We start from the raw sequence: 16,247 nt of genomic DNA, 5'->3' as shown, positions 1-16,247 counted from the left end.
GACTCGTTGGTTTGAGTCAGGCCGCCTGCTTGGCCTGACCCTGTTGCTCATAATACAGGGCTTCTCGCTCGGCCGGTGGCATGTTGCCGATCGGCTCCAGGAGCCGCCGGTGATTGAACCAGACGATCCATTCCAAAGTGGCGAACTCAACGGCTTCCAGGTGCGGCCATGGCCCGCGTTGGCGGATCACCTCGGTCTTGAACAACCCGATTACCGTCTCGGCCAGCGCGTTGTCGTAGTAATGTAAGCAATGGGATGGAGTCCTCCCCACCCTACTTCGGCGTCGTTGCGCCACACTGGTGGGTGAGTGCATCACTGACCAGCCAAAGGATGAGGAGAACTCCCCATGAACATTAGTCGGGTCGGCGTCGATATCGCAAAGTCAGTCTTTCACGTCCACGGCGTGGATCGCCATGACCAGGTGCAGTGGCGTGGCAAATACTCACGGGACAAGTGGCTGGACGCCATTGCCAATCGCGTCCCTGTCGGTGCCGAGATCGGTATGGAAGCGTGTGCCTCCGCCCACCACTGGGCGCGTGAACTTCAGACGCGCGGTTATCACGTCAAGCTAATCGCGGCACAGTTCGTCAAGCCCTACGTCAAGAGCAACAAGAATGACCGGGTCGATGCTGAGGCAATCTGTGAAACCATGAGTCGGCCCAACATGCGTTTCGGGATGTCCAGGCAGCGCACCGGATCCGTGAAGAGTTGGTGTATCAGCGGACGGCCAAGGCCAACCAGATTCGCGGCCTGGTCGGCGAGTACGGTCTAGTGGCGCCGGTCGGTGTCGGTCAACTGCGAGCGATCCTGCCACGCTGGCTGGAAGATGCCGAGAACGGTCTGACCGATGCGTTCTGCGTGCTACTGGCCGGCCTTGCCGAGGATCTGCGCCATCTGGATGAACGTATTACGACGATCACGGCGCGCATCGAGCAGCAAGTGCAAGCCGACCCGGTGGCAACACGCTTGATGACGTTACGGGGTGTCGGCCCATTGACGGCCAGTGCCCTGGCGGGCGCTCTTGGCGATGGCCAGGCGTTCCGGCGCGGCCGGGACTTTGCCGCCTCACTGGGCCTGACACCCCGCCAACACAGCACCGGTGGGCGCGACCGTCTGCTGGGCATCAGTAAGCGCGGCGACAGCTACCTGCGCAAGCTGTTAGTGCATGGCGCCAGGGCGGTTTTCCGCCACACCGGGAACAAGGAGGACCACCTTAGCCAATGGGTCCGGCAGTTGGCCGAGCGCAAGCATGCCAATGTGGCCGTCGTCGCCCTCGCCAACAAGACGGCGCGTATTGCCTGGGCCATCACCCGCTGGGATGTGGACTACGATCCCGACTTGGCTTCGCAGGCTGCGTACCAATAGTCACACCTTGTATTTCAAGGTTTTGTTCACAAGGGTGATCCACTACCACGATTGCTGAGCATGCTGCTAGATGGCGAACAGGTCGAACCGACGTCAGAAAACCCCTCTGGACCGTTGAGCCGTAAAGCTCGTGTAAGCGAATGGGAGCTGACGTGCGGATAGCCCATCAGGGTCCGATGCGATTAGCATCATTAACGAGACCGGATATACGTGTGCAGTCGTACCTACCGCTCATCGCGTCTCATGCTAGCAAACGGGGAGGATTCCATATACGGTCCACGAACCCCATCTTAAGCTGGCAGGGTATCCTTTCAGTTCCAAGGTAGTAGCGAATCGAGTTCGTCATCCGCGCCGAGCGTCGGCAGGGTCTCGAACACGAACTGCAGGTAGTCGTAAGGTGAGAGCCCATTGGCCTTGGCCGTCTCGATCAGACTATAGATCGCTGCGCTGGCGTGGGCACCGCTCGGGGTGTGACTGAAGAGTCAGTTCTTGCGACCCACCACGAAAGGGCGGATGGCGTTCTCGGCCGGGTTGTTGTCCAGCGGGATCAGGCCATCATCGAGGAAGCGTGTCAGTCGCTCCCACTGACCATCCAGATAATGCAGCGCTTTGCCCAGCGCGCTCTTCGGCAGCACTTGGTTCAGCGACTTGTCGAGCCAGATACGCAGTTGGTCGATCAGTGGTCGACTCTGCTGCTCACGCAGTGCTCGGTGAGCCTCGGGCTCCAGCGCCTTGGCCTGTTTCTCCACCGCGTAGAGCTTGCGGATCTGGTTTATGGCCCAGTCGGCCTTACCGGTCTTGCCCTTGGGCTGCACCTTCCGGGCCTCGACGAACTTGCGACGAGCATGCGCCCAGCAGCCGGCATGGGTGAGGCCGTTACGGCGCACGACCTCGGCATAGCCTTCATAGCCATCGGTGACCAGACGGCCGTAACCGATCAATCAGACGAAGATGCGGCCTGACCACCATCCACCAGACTTGACGAAAACTCGAAGCGATTCAGCCAATGTACAGCCACCTGACACTTTGAGTTACCATGCTAAGATATTGGACAACCTTCTTGAATAGACAATATGACAAAACTGACTGACCAAGTCTATACGACTCTACGGCGACAGATAATGGGGGGCGAGCTTGCTCCTGACGAGCAAGTCAAGGAAGAAAAGATTGCAAAGCTTCTTGACGTTAGTCGCACACCTGTTCGTGCGGCGATGAACCGACTTACACGTGACGGTCTTCTGTATCGAGAACGGGGACGTGGATCCTTCGTTTCTGCCTGGAACACTGATGATATCAAAGAAGTTTTCGAACTCAGAATAAAGATAGAATCGAAAGCTGCTGGGTTGGCTGCACTAAGAGCAACGCCTGAACAAATTAATAACCTGTTGGAATTTTCCACTAAAATGGATGAACTGGTAAGGACAAAGCCAGAAGGGTATTTAAAAAAAATACAGGAACAAAACCGTCTATTTCACTTTACTCTAATGGATGCTGCCAGATCCAGAAGACTTGCAGCGATTGCCCAAAATCTCGTAGAGATACCCATTACAATAGGATTCTATATTTATTCAGAAGAAGATATGCAACGGTCTATGAATCACCATCGTGAGCTTGTTCATGCTATAAAAATCGGGTCAGAAGACTATGCTAGCGAGGTTATGACTGTTCATCTAAGAGCGACATTATGTACATTTTTAATTCACCGTGAAAAAAGACAGAATGAGGATATAAATCTACGTCATAGCACATTGTAGTTGGGAGTAAACATTACCATTATAATATCCTGACTTCATTAGCCGGCCCGCCTCGAGTACCTCGCCCCTTTCGCTGGGCCCCTTTTTCGGCGGACGACCATACGGCACTGCGGCGGAGACGGAAGCGCAGAAGAAGCGTCACTTGGATTGAGACGCCACGACGGCTACCTCGAATAACTCATGCAGGAAGCGTCGCGGCTCAAGGTGCTTATTGCCTATTTTTCAAACGACAACGTTCTTGGGGTTGCCCTCCATGAAGGCATCGATATTGTCTATGAGTTGGTCGGCGAGCGACTGGATAGCCTCGCGGCTTGCCCAGGCGACATGGGGCGTGACAATCACGTTGTCGCGCTGAGCGATGCGCCGCATGATGTGGTCCTCGCCCGGTGGTTCATTACTGACAACATCAAAGCCCGCACCGGAAATGCGGTCAGCGTCGAGTGCCCGCTCCAGAGCAGCCTCGTCCACCAAGCCGCCTCGAGCGGTGTTCAACAGGAGCGGGCAACGCTCCATCATCCCGAACTCGGCATCCGAAATGAGGTTTTTGGTAGACGGCAGTAGGGGGCAGTGGAGCGTGATCACGTCACTAATCCGCATGACCTCTTCGAAAGGCGTGTAATACGGGTCCATTCCTTCAACGCCCTTGTGGCTCGAGAACAGGACACGCATCCCGAAGGCCTCGGCGATGCGGGCCACCGATTTTCCAAGCAAACCGTTGCCTACGATGCCGATGGTCTTTCCTGAAAGATCGGCGATCGGATAGTCGAAGTAGCAGAATTGATCTGCATCTTCCCAGCGCCCGTCGATCACTGAACGGCGATACGGCATGATGCTGCGCTGGAGGGCGAGGAGCAGTGCGAAGGTGTGTTCCGGAACGGTATTGCCGGCATAGGCGCGAATGTTGCAGACCGTGATGCCCCGCTCGCGGCACGCATCCAGGTCGATCCGATCATACCCCGTCGCCGCAACCGCGATCAGCTTGAGCCGTGGCGCGGCGGCAAGAACTTCGGCACCGAGTGGCACCTTGTTAGTGATGACAATCTCGGCTTCAGAGATCCTGCCAGCGACCTCGTCCGGCCTGGTCCGGTCGTGCTCGATCAGCTCCGTAGGGAACGCGGGCTCCCGAATCGTCGTTTCCCGCGATAGCGTCTCACGATCCAGGAAAACGATACGGGTGACGGAATTCGATGCGGACATCAGCTAGCCTCCGCGATGACGGTGGGTGTGGCGATACGCATTAGATTTCCTTGCAGGAGGCTCCCGGGCTCGACATGTCGCCGGAGCCTGTCGGGACGCCTGTTTTCATGGTGGTCTCGGAGGGGCGAAGCGGCGGCACGTCAGTCCGACATCGCCTTCGCGGGAGCGGAAGCGGGGACGTCAGTCTTATCCGTTTCTCGGGCGGCCTTTTCTTGAGAAGACTTGCGGAATCTCATGATCGCCCCCAGCAAGTGGCATTCCATTGCAGCCCGAGCCCAGCGCTCGTTCCCGGCCCTGAGCGCAGAAAGTATCTCCTCGTGCTGGCGGATGCTCTCGTATATCTCATCCTCCGAGTAGATGTAGAACCCTCTGATCACCATTGGGTAGTCGAGCAGACTGCGCCCGTAATGCGCTAGGTAAGTGCTGCCGCAGTTCTCGTACACAGCCATATGAAAGGCAAAGTTGCCCTCGTGCATCTCGTCCAGAGCACCTTCGCCTTGTTCATAAACCGCGCGGCGTATGCGATCGTTGTGATACTCCATCTCGGCGAGAGCTGCAGGGGATATTGCCTTCGCCGTACGACCCGTTGCGTGGCTCTCCACGAGCATCCTCAGCTCGAAGATTTCCTCCCGGTCCACATCGGTCCATTCGCGGACAACTGCCCCACGATTAGCTTCGTATTCGAGCAGTCCCTCAGCCACGAGCCTCTGTATTGCGGTGCGCACCGGTGTGCGACTGACATCGAACTCGCACGCGATGGCTTGCTCTCGGAGCTTATAGCCGGGCTTGTAGTGCCCTCCGACCAGACGCTCTCTCAGCCTAGTTAGTATGTCTTCGAGAACAGTCATGATGCTTCATCACCCGAATTAGCCGCCCGCCGCGGCCAGATTGCCTTCCAAAGCGGCGATATAACGGCGATTACCGTGAGAGTAGCCAGTATCCAAGAGATCGGGCCGGCGAGCAAGGCGCTCATATCGCCGCCGGAGATGAGGACAGTTCGCCGGAAAGATTCCTCGGCAATTGGGCCGAGTATCACGGCAAGAACAGCCGGAGCGGTCGGGATGGCCAGTTTTTCCATGATGAAGCCAAGCGCCCCAAATCCGAGCATCAGCCAGACCTCGAACAAGGAATTGTTGATCGAATATACGCCCACGATGGTAAGCCCGAGCACGAAGGGACCCAGCAGCGTCCCCGGCATACGGAGTATATTCACGTAGAGCCGCGAGCCGAACTTGCCAATCAGCCACATGAATCCGGCGGTAATAAGCATCGTGAGCATGAAGCCGTAGACGACATCTGCATTGGCACGGAATAGGTCCGGTCCGGGACGGAGTCCGTGGACAAGAAGGGCGCCGAGAACGACGGCCGCCACGGCGTTTCCAGGGATACCGAGCGTCAAGGCGGGGATCAGAGTTGCGCCTGTATCGGCGTTGTTCGCGCATTCAGGCGCCGCGATCCCGTCGGGCTCTCCAGTCCCGTAGGTGTCCGGATTTTTTGTCCAGCGTCGCTGCTCATTCCACGCGAGGAGCGAAGCGATGTTGCCGCCTAAAGCCGGGATGAGTCCGATTACCAGGCCGATTCCCGACGACCGGATCCAGGTAGGGATCAGTGTGTGCCAAGGAAACTTTTCCCGCGAACCTGAGACGTCTATGTGTCCGGCGGAGATTCCAGCTTTTCCAGTCATAAGGTCGAACGCCGGTGGGATGGCGTAGAGCCCAGTCAGGATCACAATGATGTCGACCCCGCTGAGGAGTTCAGACGAGCCAAAGGTAAAGCGTTGGTTTCCCGTCAAGCTATCAATTCCGATGAGGCCAACGAACAAGCCAAGGCATGCACTGAGGAACCCCTTCACCGGGTTACCGGCGAGGAGAACCGAAATAATCGTCAGGCCGAAAACGGCGAGCCAGAAATAGTCAGCTTGCCCGAACTTCAGGGCGACTGTCGCCAGTGCGGGGGCGAGAAGAAGAAGGGCTATCGCGCTCACGGCGCTGCCGAGAGATGACGATACCAGAGAAATGTCGAGCGCCAGCTTCGGATCGCCTTTCTTAGCCATTCTGTGGCCATCGAAGACCGTAGCGATACCCGCGGGCGTGCCCGGGATACGTAGTAATATAGCGGGAATTGATCCACCGTACATCGCTCCGTTATAGATACCGGCAACCATTCCCAATGCCACCAGAGGTTCCAGCGAAAAGGTCAGCGGAATGAGGACAGCAATGCCCATCGTCGCCGACAGACCTGGCAACGCACCCACTCCGATGCCAACCATTGTTCCCACCAACATGGCGATGATCACTTGGATTGAGAACACGCCAGGGACGGCCGATGCAATCGCCGAAAAAATTTCCATTATCAGCCTCCGATGAGCGAGAAGAGAATGTCATCAGGCAATGGTACGGAGAGCAGGCCACGAAAGACGCCGTAGAGAATGACCACGAAGCCGACGGTCGCTGCTGTAAGCACCTTCGCATTACGATACCCCGCCATGAATGCGAGTGCGGGCACCACGATTAAGGTAGTCGTGAAAAACCCGATAAGAACCATCAGGTAGACATAGGCTAATGCCGTGAGAAGGATCATGATTAACTTCATGATCTCACGAGTATCCAGCTCGATGCGCTCCCCTGATCCCCGCAGGAAGGCAACTGCCGAGGTCACAAGCCAGATCGTGCTCAGTGCACATGCAAGCGCAGTCACGGCAACTGGCAAAATCGCGCTTTGTTTATTAAAACTGAGGCTTTCGACGAGGCCTGCTACGGACGCAGCAAGGACCACGAGTCCTGAGACGCATTCAAAGGTTAATCGGTTCATGTTTCACCCTTATACCTGGCGGCCCAGCGAGGGGCCGCCAGCGAGCCATTACTCTTCGACCCAAGGCTGCTCTTCCCAGAGCTCCTGGATGTTCTCGTTCATACGTTCCAGTTTCTCGCCGAATTCTTCGGAATCCATGTAGGACAATGGCAAGTTTTGCTCCTCCGCTTTCTCCAGGAACTCAGGATCGGATACGGCCTCTTCTACAGCCTTCTCCAAGGTAGATAGAGCGTCTTCCGGGAAGCCCGCCGGTGCGGCGAGCCCGCGGTCGGAGCCCATCACAACATCGAAACCTTGTTCTTGGAACGTAGGAACGTCTGGCGCTCCATCCCAGCGCTCTTCGGCCATTTGCCCAAGGATGGCGATATCACCGGAATCGGCATAGTCGACCAGTTCACTTACGTTTGTACCTGCGAGGTCGATTTCACCGCTCATAAGCGCCGCCCTGACATCGGCTGCACCATCGAACGGGATGTGTCGCATCTCTATATCTGCCTGACGGGCAAACGCAAGTGTGGAAAGGTGGTCGTCTGAACCGATGCCAGTGGTGCCGTAGGTCACTGGCCCGGATTTGTCCTCGGCGTATTCGACGAGACTCTCAAGGTCGTCGAACTCGGCATCCGCGCTTGCTCCAAAGCCACCTGGATCATAGACGATGTCGGCGATCGGCTGGAACGAGGACAGGTCATAATCCGTATCGCGCTGGATGGGGATTGATAGAAGATTGGGCAGGTTGACGAAACCAAATGTATAACCATCGGGTTCCGCATTGGCCAGGGCAGTGAAGCCGACTTCACCCCCAGCTCCGGGGCGGTTGACGACATTGATCGTAGCGTCGCCTGGCAAGTTTTCCTCGATAAATGGAACCAGCGTTCGCGCGGCGACATCTGTGCCACCACCGGCACTATAGGCAACGATCATATCAATAGAGCGAGTCGGGTATTCTTCCGCTACCGCCGATCCGGCGAGCATTGTCGAGCCAAGAGCGGCGTAAAGAATCTTAGTTTTAAGTTTCATGCTTCTTTCCTCCCAGTCGTGGTGGGTCCTGTTGTTTCGTGAATTGTTCAGATTGGACCCAATCCACACCCTAGACGATTAACTCTTGTTGTAATAGCCCCATAAAATGCGACTATAGTTGCATAAAATAGGGCAATATGCCGCCTTGCGCTGATTTGCTTTAGGTGAGATTGTATCCAAAATTGAGCTTGGAACGATAATCAACGAAGTACCAATAGCTGCGTGTGCTCCTGTGAAGGGGCATAGAACGGGCGAGTTAGATCCAGTCTGGCGCGGCAGGTCATGAGTTTCGGTGACGGCCACGAGCGGGGCGGGAGCAGCGTTGTGCTGAAGGTCCTGTGCGCTCTCGGTGCTGATGCCGATTACGCCGACAGACCCAAGGAGGAAGAATGAGCAAGGTGACTAACGGTTTTCGTGTCTTCGGATGCGCTCCGCAAATCGACGCCGGGCTGATCGACCGCGCCCGGCGCCTGCCCGTGGCGAACATATCCGATATGATGAACCGCATGGATGCAGGGGGCGCTGGCATATTCCCCATCCACTGGTCGAAAGAGAGCAAGTCGATGGCCGGCACCGCTCTGACAGTGCGAACGAGGCCTGGAGACAACCTTATCGTCCACAAGGCGATCGACATGGCCCGCCCTGGGGACGTGATCCTTGTCGACGCCGGGGGTGATCTGACCACGGCGACTATGGGAGAAATCATGGCGCTCCTCGCCAAGACGAATGGCGTAGAAGGGTTCGTGATCGACGGGGCCGTCCGCGACCGGTACGAAATCACCGAGATGGGAATGCCCATGTTCGCCCGCGGCATTACCCATAGAGGCCCTTACAAGGACGGTCCCGGAGAGGTCAACGTCCCGATACGCATCGGCGGCATGGTGGTCAATCCTGGGGACCTGGTTGTCGGCGATGGTGACGGCACTCTTTCCATCCCCGCTGCGGATGCCAATCAGATCCTGGCCGCTGGTGAGGCGAAGCTTGAGGCGGAAATGAAAGAACTCGCCTCGATACGGGAGAGCAAGGTGGATCGGTCCTGGGTGGACCGGCTGCTGAATGAGCGTGGCTGCGTCATCTACGAAGGTACGTATTGCGATGACAGCCGTTGACACTTCCCGCAAATCCCCCGTCGAACCCCACAGCCCCGATACGGCGATACCGGCGCGCCAGAACGTCCCGAGGGGGATGCGCGGCGTCGTTTCTCTCGACGACCTCGAGGCACGTGCACGCCGACATCTGCCTGTTCCGATCTTCGGGTATATCGCCGGACAGGCCGAGTCTGGCGCAGCCTATACCGGCAATCGAAGTGCGTTTGAAAAATACCTTTTTTCTCCGAACGTCCTTCGCGGGACCAAGGATCGGGACCAGTCGGTCGGCCTGTTCGGGAGGCGCTACTCCCGCCCTTTCGGCATTGCTCCCATGGGCCTGTCGGCACTCGCCGCCTACGATGGCGACATCGCACTGGCGAATGGCGCATATGATCGCGACACCGTCGCTATCCTGAGCGCAACTTCGCTTACACCGCTCGAGCGCGTCGCCAAGGAGGGGCCGAGCCACTGGTTCCAGGCCTACTTCCCCGGGGATCATGATCGCGTCCGTGCCATGGTCGAGCGGATCGCCGCCGCAGGGTTCGAGACGCTCGTGGTCACGGTTGACGTTCCGGTGAACGGAAATCGGGAAATCGACAAACGAAATCGCTTCGTGACACCCATCGAGCCGACACCCAAGTTGTTTCTGCAAGGCGCCACCCGACCCGCCTGGTCGTTTGGGACGGCGTTCAAGACGCTTATGCGTCATGGCATGCCGCGCTTTGCGAATCTCGATGTAGGTGAAGGTCCCCCGATCGTTGCGCGCAACATCGAGCGTTCGTTCAGCGGGCGGGAGGCTTTCGCCTGGGAGCACCTTGAGACAGCGCGGAAGCACTGGAAAGGCAACCTGGTCCTTAAGGGCGTTCTCCGCCCGGATGACGCGATACGCGCACTCGACGTGGGGTGCGACGGGCTGATCGTATCCAGTCATGGCGGCCGACAACTCGACAGCATGATCGCGCCGCTCGACGCACTGCCCGGGATCCGCGCCGCAGTGGGTCCGAACGTGCCCGTTCTTATCGACAGTGGGCTCCGGCGTGGCACCGAGGTCCTCAAGGCCTTGGCTCTTGGGGCGGACTTCGCTTTCGTCGGTCGGCCTTTCCTCTATGCCGCTGCGCTCGCCGGCCGGCCCGGCGTGACGCGTGCGTTCGACATCCTGTCGGAAGAAGTCGACCGGAACATGGCCATGATTGGACTTCAGTCGCTATCGGGCATACGGGACGCGAACGGGAACTCCCACTTTGTGCTTCACCGTTCGCAGGTGGAAAAGGAGGCTTCGGCAGCGCTCGACAGCTACGCCACCGAACCCTGGCACAGAACACATTCACAGCACGAGGAGTGAGGTTATGTCTCAAACGCGTGGAGACGTCTGGTCTCCGGTGATCATGCCCTTCGGCGCCGACCTGGCGCCGGATGCCCGGGGTTTCGTGTCGCACTGTCGCTGGCTTGCCTCCCATGGCGTCGGTCTGGCGGTGTTCGGCACTAACTCCGAGGCCAACTCCATGACCGTGGCCGAGAAGCAGGGCTTGCTGGCGGCCCTGGTGGAGGGGGGAATCGACCCCGCCCGGCTGATGCCAGGCACCGGGCACTGTGCCATCGGTGACAGTGTGACGTTGACCCGCGAGGCCCTAGCAGTCGGCTGCGATGGCGTGTTGATGCTGCCGCCGTTCTACTACAAGGGTGTCAGCGACGAGGGGTTGTTCCGCTACTACAGCGAGGTGATCGAGCGGGTGGGGGACTCGCGGCTGCAGGTCTATCTCTATCACATCCCGCCCGTCGCCCAGGTTCCGTTGTCGCTTGAACTGATCGAGCGCCTGCGTAACGCCTTCCCCGGCACCATCGCCGGGATCAAGGACAGCGGTGGCGACTGGTCGCATACCCAGGCGTTGATCGAGCGCTTCGGTGGCGGCGACTTCGCCGTCTATGCCGGCAGCGAGCGTTTTCTGCTGGATACCCTGCGGGCGGGAGGCGCCGGCTGCATCAGCGCCACCGCCAACGTCAATCCGGGCGCCATCGCCGGTCTGGGCGCAAACTGGCAGGCCGAGGACGCAGACACGCGACAGCGCTCGCTCAACACGGTACGCGACCTTTTCGAGCGCTTTCCGCTGATTCCCGCCATGAAGGCTGCCACGGCTCACTTCTCCGGGGCGCCCGGCTGGCGTCGCGTGCGACCGCCGCTGGTTGAGCTGGATGAGGAGCGCACCGGTGAACTCGTGTCCGCCCTGGAGGAAATAGGATTTCGTATGGAGGGGCTGGAGGAGGCGAGTCATGGATGAGACAACCGGGCGGACAGCGCGGGGTGAAACGGTCTTCTGACCTGAACCGTGTAAGTGGCCCTTGGCACGCCTCAGTCGCTGTGGTGGATCAAGTCGGTGTCACTCCGTTGAGGCCGATCATGAAGCGCCTGCCCCAGCGTATCCAGCACCATGTCGGTGCGGGGCGTGCGGGAGACTCGCCAGCCGATGAGCCGGCGGGAGAAGGCATCAGGTTCCGAGTAGAGGAAGCAGGGCGTAGTCGAACTATCTCCCTGCTTCTCCTCTCCGAACCGTCCGTGCACCTCTCAGCGCATACGGCTCTCCATTCAAGTGTGGCTCAAAACCAAGGCAACGTTCAGGTCATGGTCAGCCTGGCAGCGCCTGAGCGCCCCTCGCCTGTTCGAAGGCCTGAGCCACGCGCTGATTGATGATCGCTTGTCGGCGGCGGGGAGACGGCTCACCTCCACGCTGTCGCCAGGTGTAGTAGCCGCTGCGGTCGACGCTGAGAAACGTGCACATCCGTTGAACGCTGAAGGCCTGACGATGCTGCTCGATGAAGGCGTACACTTCACTTCAGGCTCTTCGCGAAGTACACCGCGGCTTTTTGCGATTTCCAGCTCTTCCGACTTCTCAGCCAGATGACGCTTGAGCCTCGCATTTTCTTCAGCCAAGGTCTGCTCGCGAGCCGAGGCACTCTGCTGCTGAGCCTTGGTTCGCCATTGGTAGAGCTGGCTGGGTTGAAGACCCAGCTCACGAGCGGCGGCACTGGCACCAACATGGTCAGCGAGTGCCCGGACCTCGTCCTTGTAGGCCTGGTAGTAACGGGTATATGGGTCTTCTTCATCGACGTTGCTGGGCAAGATCAGTCACCGTGGCGGCATCTTGTCTGGTTAGGCCACCGGTTTCGAAAACGCTGCTTGAGAAGGCTCGCAGCTGCTTCACTGAGAAAGTCCCTATCATTCGTTATCACCCCAGGAGTCGGCGCCATTGAGACTGTCGTAGAGAAGCCCGAGAGCCGCACTGTCGAGATGGGCGAAGCCAGCATTGCATGAGGCCTGCATAAGCTGATGTGCCAGGTTGGTAGCTGGCTGAGTGCGCTGATAATGGGTGCCGACAGCGGCGGCAATACCGAGATCCTTTTTCATCAAATCAGAACGGAAACCGCCCTCTAACTGGTTATCGATGTAGCGCTGGCCATGCGCCTCTAGGACACCGCTGCGGGCTGCGCCGGTCGATAACACTTGTTGCATTAACTTGGGGTCAACACCCGCTGAACGGGCCATGGCGATGGCCTCACAGACGCCCATCAAATTGACGGCCACCATCAACTGGTTGCAGGCTTTTACTGCCTGGCCTGCGCCGAGTGGGCCGACATGATGGATATTATTGCCCATCGCGTCGAGAACGTGGCGCGCGCGCTCAATTAAGACTGCGTCCCCGCCGCACATGATGGTCAGCGAGCCACTCTCAGCGCCCTTGCGGCCACCGCTTACGGGGGCGTCTATGAATTGGGCACCTATCTCACTAAGACGCTCGGCCATCTCCTCGGCCTCGAAGGGGGCGATGGTGCTACAGTCGAGCAGCAGTCCGTCTTGCCAGTTACCCGCGGCGATGCCGTCAGGCCCAGCAATAATGGCGCGCAGGGCGGCGGCGTCCGGCACGCAGGTAACAATGAGTTGAGCATTGGCCGCCACATCTCGCGGGCTGGAGACAACGTGGGCGCCGATCTCGCGGTAGGTATCCGCCTTCTGGGGTGAGGAGGTGGTTATCGTCAACGGGATGCCTGCCTCGATGATGTTCTTGGCCATGCCGGCGCCCATGACGCCCAGGCCGATAAATCCGACCATCGTGTTCATGTATCAGTTCCTCTCTTCTGCATTCGGGGGCCTCTGGGTCAGACTCATAAATAGGGTTAAAAGGCTGACCCTGAGGCGAGGTCAGGGGGAGGCATTGGGTCTGACGCCGAATATTGCTTCGTAGCGAGCCGCGTAGCTAGGCCAGGCATCGGGGTTCACGAGGCGCGCCGGGGTACCGCCGTCGAGGGTGTGAATGATTTGTTCGGCGGCCCAGGTGGCCACATTGCGCCTTGCCTCGTGGGTGACTCCGGCGGTGTGGTAGGTGGCGATCACGTTCGGCATCGCCAACAGGGGGTGATCGAGCGGCGGGGGTTCGACGTCCCAGACATCGACGCCCGCGCCGGCCAGGTGACCGCTGTGTAGCGCCTCGATCAATGCCGGTTCGGAGTGTATGCCGCCTCGGGCGGTGGAGATGAACACCGCGCCCGGTTTCATGAGGCGAAAGGCCTCGGCATCGATCAGCTCGAGGGTGTCTGCGTTGCGGGGACAGTGAAGCGAGACATGATCTGACTCGGCCAGCAGCGTCTCCAGCGATACTTTCTGGGCCCCGCGTGCGGCCATCGTTGCCTCGTCGAGGGCTGGGTCGCAGGCGATGACACGCATGTCGAAGGCCTGGGCGATTGCGGCGACACGTCGGCCGATATGGCCAAGCCCCACCAGCCCCAGGGTCTTACCGGTGATCTCACGGCCCATCACGGCCTCGCGGGTAAATCCGCGCTCCCGGCGCAGACGGCGGTCGGTCTCGGTGAGTCGCTTGGACACCCCGATCATCAAGCCGATGGTGTGTTCTGCCACCGACTGTGCATTGGCACCCGACTGGTTCATTACCAGTACCCCTGCCCGCGTGCAGGCCTCCACGTCGACGGTGTCATAGCCGGCGCCCGAGGTCGATACGCACAGCAGGTTCGGTGCTTGGGCGAGCAGCTCGGCATCGGCGCGCCAGCGTGTAGGGTTCTCATCCTTGGCCGACGAGATCTGGTAGGCATGTGCGTTACCCAATGTCGTGGCAACGCTGTGCATATCGGCGTCCCGGGGAATCGTCGTCAGGGCATAGTCCGGATGTTGGTCAAAGATCGCCTGCATGGCGGGGTCGTACCAAACGTCGAGTCGGATAACGGATCGGGGGAGGGGAGGAAAAGCCAAGGTCTGCTCCTTATCGGTGATCGTCGTTGTCTCGTTCCCGGCTGCCTCATTGGGGGAGCCGGCGCAGATGATCGGCGCGCAATTGCGTGAGGTCGGTGATACCCAGCAAGGCCATGTCGCGGGCGATTTCGCTGGACAGAAGGGAAGCCGCGTGTTCGACGCCGGCTTCCCCCGCGCAAGCCGCTGCATAGGCGAAGGGGCGCCCGACGAAGACGAAACGTGCCCCTAGTGCCAGGGCTTTGAGTACATCCGTGCCCCGCCGGAATCCGCTGTCGATCATCACCGGAAGGTCGCCCACTGCCTGTATGATCTCTGGCAGCATGGTTAGTGGGGAGATGACGCCGTCCAGCTGACGCCCGCCATGGTTGGAGACGATGAGCCCGTCGACGCCGAGCCGCGCCGCCCGGAGCGCATCGTCGGGATGCAGCACGCTCTTGAGGATCAGCTTGCCTGGCCAGCGGTCGCGGATGAATTCCATGTCATCCCAGTCGAGATGCCCTCGGTCGGAGATGTCACGATTGACACGAGACGAGAAAATCGGTGCCCCGCGGGTCGCGTAGTTGTTCTCGAAGTGGGGCATACCATGCCGGATGAGTGTCCGGAAGAAGGTATCGAACAGCCAGCGCGGGTGGCTCATTCCATCCCAGGCGAGCTTCAGACTGGGCCGCAGCGGTGAGGAAAAGCCTGCGCGCCGGTTGTTCTCTGGATTGGTGGCCACCGGGGTATCCAGAGTGATGACCAGATGCCGGAATCCAGCTGATTCGACGCGCTCTAGCAGGGCGCGAATCCCTTCCCGGCCCGCGGGAAGGTAGGCTTGGAACCAGGTCGATTCATCAAGCTTGGCAGTTTCTTCCAGGGGGATCAGTGACGACCCGCTCATGATCATGGGAATGCCCTGGCGGCCGGCCGCTTTGGCCAGGGTCAGGTCGCCGCGGTAGGCAAAGAGTGCGCTCAAGCCCATGGGCGCAATGCCGAACGGTGAGCTGAATCGCTGATCGAACAGCGTGGTAGTCTGGCTGGTTTGCGAGACATCCACGAGCACCCTCGGCACGAAGCCATAGTCATCGAAGGCGCGGGCATTCGTCCGCAGGGACTTGCCATCTTCTGCCGCATTGGCGATGTAGGAAAAGATTGCATGCGGCAGGTGCCGGCGCGCGGCCTGCTCGAAATCATGCAGGTTATGGATGCCGTCGAGACGCCGCCCCCGGTGGGGTCTGGTTGGTGCCTGTTTGGCGTCGTCTCGCTGCCTGTCTAATGACGACATGATGCTATCCCGTTGTCATCGAATGATTCATGATTTGCCTTTCCCATATAGTGCTTCAGCGCACACCCAGGCGTGCCAGCACCGGGATGAGGTCGAGCAACTCCATTGTGGTCCGGCCCTTCTCGAGTACCTGGCGGATACTCTCTTCCTTGTCCTCGCGTGGCTGAGATGCCTCGTTCACTTCGGCGATTCGCTCGGGAGCCACCACCAAGGGGCCATCGCGGTCATCGACGATGATGTCGCCAGGCCGAACGGGCACACCGACGCAGGTAATCGGCTCATTGATCTGGCCTGGCGGCGTCTTGTTGGTTGCCTTGAGGGAAAGCCCCTTGGAGAAGACCGGGATGTCGGATTCATACCATGCCCTTTTTTAAAAAACAATATAAGTACAATTTTTTATGGGCGTCTAGCGCCTATTTGGGTTATCCAGCCATAGACAAAAGTATTAACTTATACTAAATCAATAATAAACAGTGAGATATATATGCAATAACGAG

The 16,247-nt window shown here is 59.0% G+C and carries 14 protein-coding genes and 4 pseudogenes; 5 read left to right on the top strand and 13 right to left on the bottom strand.

Annotated elements, in window-relative coordinates; all coding sequences use genetic code 11:
- Positions 1–16 precede the first annotated feature (16 nt).
- Positions 17–238: pseudogene (locus BLW01_RS06680) on the bottom strand (integrase core domain-containing protein); the annotation flags it as partial.
- Between the two features lie 108 nt (positions 239–346).
- Here BLW01_RS06680 and BLW01_RS06675 point away from each other — a divergent pair.
- Positions 347–1,365 (top strand): annotated as a pseudogene (locus BLW01_RS06675) (IS110 family RNA-guided transposase).
- A 311-nt stretch (positions 1,366–1,676) separates the two neighbouring features.
- Here the strand turns inward: BLW01_RS06675 and tnpC are convergent.
- A pseudogene (gene tnpC / locus BLW01_RS06670) lies at positions 1,677–2,294 on the bottom strand (IS66 family transposase); the annotation flags it as partial.
- Positions 2,295–2,438: 144 nt separating this feature from the next.
- Between tnpC and BLW01_RS06665 the strand changes: the two are divergent.
- Complete coding sequence (locus tag BLW01_RS06665) at positions 2,439–3,119, top strand: GntR family transcriptional regulator (RefSeq protein WP_092568729.1); 681 nt, start codon at positions 2,439–2,441, stop codon at positions 3,117–3,119.
- A 222-nt stretch (positions 3,120–3,341) separates the two neighbouring features.
- Here BLW01_RS06665 and BLW01_RS06660 read toward each other — a convergent pair whose 3' ends face one another.
- From BLW01_RS06660 to BLW01_RS06640, 5 genes are all read right to left on the bottom strand, one after another.
- Positions 3,342–4,316: a D-2-hydroxyacid dehydrogenase gene (locus BLW01_RS06660; protein ID WP_092568728.1), complete on the bottom strand. Its 975-nt coding sequence runs from the start codon at positions 4,314–4,316 to the stop codon at positions 3,342–3,344.
- 140 nt (positions 4,317–4,456) lie between these two features.
- Complete coding sequence (locus BLW01_RS06655; RefSeq protein ID WP_092568727.1) at positions 4,457–5,164, bottom strand: GntR family transcriptional regulator; 708 nt, start codon at positions 5,162–5,164, stop codon at positions 4,457–4,459.
- Entirely contained in the window at positions 5,161–6,666 is a 1,506-nt protein-coding gene (locus tag BLW01_RS06650) for a tripartite tricarboxylate transporter permease (RefSeq protein ID WP_175529790.1), read from the bottom strand. Before BLW01_RS06650 ends, BLW01_RS06655 begins: the two co-directional genes overlap by 4 nt.
- Positions 6,667–6,668: 2 nt before the next feature.
- On the bottom strand, positions 6,669–7,127 hold the full coding sequence (locus tag BLW01_RS06645) for a tripartite tricarboxylate transporter TctB family protein (protein ID WP_092568726.1): 459 nt from the start codon (positions 7,125–7,127) through the stop codon (positions 6,669–6,671).
- A gap of 48 nt (positions 7,128–7,175) precedes the next feature.
- Positions 7,176–8,144 (bottom strand): tripartite tricarboxylate transporter substrate binding protein, encoded by a 969-nt coding sequence (locus BLW01_RS06640; RefSeq protein ID WP_217635493.1) that lies wholly within the window; start codon positions 8,142–8,144, stop codon positions 7,176–7,178.
- A 389-nt stretch (positions 8,145–8,533) separates the two neighbouring features.
- On the opposite strand from BLW01_RS06640, the gene BLW01_RS06635 reads away from it, so the two are divergent.
- From BLW01_RS06635 to BLW01_RS06625, 3 genes are read left to right on the top strand one after another with little or no spacing between them, the layout of a single operon-like run.
- Positions 8,534–9,253, top strand: a complete 720-nt coding sequence (locus BLW01_RS06635; protein ID WP_092568725.1) for an RraA family protein — start codon at positions 8,534–8,536, stop codon at positions 9,251–9,253.
- The gene (locus tag BLW01_RS06630; RefSeq protein WP_092568724.1) at positions 9,240–10,574 is read left to right on the top strand and encodes an alpha-hydroxy acid oxidase; all 1,335 of its coding nucleotides are present in this window, start codon (positions 9,240–9,242) and stop codon (positions 10,572–10,574) included. The genes BLW01_RS06635 and BLW01_RS06630 overlap by 14 nt, the downstream gene beginning before the upstream one ends.
- Before the next feature lie 4 nt (positions 10,575–10,578).
- Entirely contained in the window at positions 10,579–11,508 is a 930-nt protein-coding gene (locus BLW01_RS06625) for a dihydrodipicolinate synthase family protein (RefSeq protein ID WP_092568723.1), read from the top strand.
- Positions 11,509–11,582: 74 nt separating this feature from the next.
- Here the strand turns inward: BLW01_RS06625 and BLW01_RS18670 are convergent.
- The 6 genes and pseudogenes from BLW01_RS18670 to BLW01_RS06595 form a co-directional block, all read right to left on the bottom strand.
- A pseudogene (locus BLW01_RS18670) lies at positions 11,583–11,717 on the bottom strand (IS3 family transposase); the annotation flags it as partial.
- A 96-nt stretch (positions 11,718–11,813) separates the two neighbouring features.
- Positions 11,814–12,347 carry a transposase gene (locus tag BLW01_RS06615; protein ID WP_175529789.1) on the bottom strand — a complete coding sequence of 178 codons (534 nt, stop codon included), beginning with the start codon at positions 12,345–12,347 and terminating at the stop codon, positions 11,814–11,816.
- Between the two features lie 96 nt (positions 12,348–12,443).
- The gene (locus BLW01_RS06610; RefSeq protein WP_092568720.1) at positions 12,444–13,343 is read right to left on the bottom strand and encodes an NAD(P)-dependent oxidoreductase; all 900 of its coding nucleotides are present in this window, start codon (positions 13,341–13,343) and stop codon (positions 12,444–12,446) included.
- An 81-nt stretch (positions 13,344–13,424) separates the two neighbouring features.
- Positions 13,425–14,486: a hydroxyacid dehydrogenase gene (locus BLW01_RS06605; protein WP_229806438.1), complete on the bottom strand. Its 1,062-nt coding sequence runs from the start codon at positions 14,484–14,486 to the stop codon at positions 13,425–13,427.
- 46 nt (positions 14,487–14,532) lie between these two features.
- Positions 14,533–15,750, bottom strand: a complete 1,218-nt coding sequence (locus tag BLW01_RS06600; RefSeq protein ID WP_092568718.1) for an alpha-hydroxy acid oxidase — start codon at positions 15,748–15,750, stop codon at positions 14,533–14,535.
- A gap of 55 nt (positions 15,751–15,805) precedes the next feature.
- Positions 15,806–16,096, bottom strand: a complete 291-nt coding sequence (locus BLW01_RS06595; protein ID WP_092568717.1) for an RraA family protein — start codon at positions 16,094–16,096, stop codon at positions 15,806–15,808.
- Positions 16,097–16,247: the final 151 nt, after the last annotated feature.

The sequence above is a fragment of the Aidingimonas halophila genome (assembly GCF_900106955.1).
Classification (GTDB): Bacteria; Pseudomonadota; Gammaproteobacteria; order Pseudomonadales; family Halomonadaceae; genus Aidingimonas; species Aidingimonas halophila.
This window is presented reverse-complemented; position numbering and strand designations above follow the sequence as displayed.

Coding starts and splice junctions, on each gene's coding strand:
- BLW01_RS06650 (WP_175529790.1), bottom strand. CDS start 6,666: ATGGAAATTTTTTCGGCGATTGCATCGGCCGTCCCTGGCGTGTTCTCA.
- BLW01_RS06645 (WP_092568726.1), bottom strand. CDS start 7,127: ATGAACCGATTAACCTTTGAATGCGTCTCAGGACTCGTGGTCCTTGCT.
- BLW01_RS06600 (WP_092568718.1), bottom strand. CDS start 15,750: ATGTCGTCATTAGACAGGCAGCGAGACGACGCCAAACAGGCACCAACC.
- BLW01_RS06625 (WP_092568723.1), top strand. CDS start 10,579: ATGTCTCAAACGCGTGGAGACGTCTGGTCTCCGGTGATCATGCCCTTC.
- BLW01_RS06660 (WP_092568728.1), bottom strand. CDS start 4,316: ATGTCCGCATCGAATTCCGTCACCCGTATCGTTTTCCTGGATCGTGAG.
- BLW01_RS06635 (WP_092568725.1), top strand. CDS start 8,534: ATGAGCAAGGTGACTAACGGTTTTCGTGTCTTCGGATGCGCTCCGCAA.
- BLW01_RS06610 (WP_092568720.1), bottom strand. CDS start 13,343: ATGAACACGATGGTCGGATTTATCGGCCTGGGCGTCATGGGCGCCGGC.
- BLW01_RS06655 (WP_092568727.1), bottom strand. CDS start 5,164: ATGACTGTTCTCGAAGACATACTAACTAGGCTGAGAGAGCGTCTGGTC.
- BLW01_RS06630 (WP_092568724.1), top strand. CDS start 9,240: ATGACAGCCGTTGACACTTCCCGCAAATCCCCCGTCGAACCCCACAGC.
- BLW01_RS06640 (WP_217635493.1), bottom strand. CDS start 8,144: ATGAAACTTAAAACTAAGATTCTTTACGCCGCTCTTGGCTCGACAATG.
- BLW01_RS06665 (WP_092568729.1), top strand. CDS start 2,439: ATGACAAAACTGACTGACCAAGTCTATACGACTCTACGGCGACAGATA.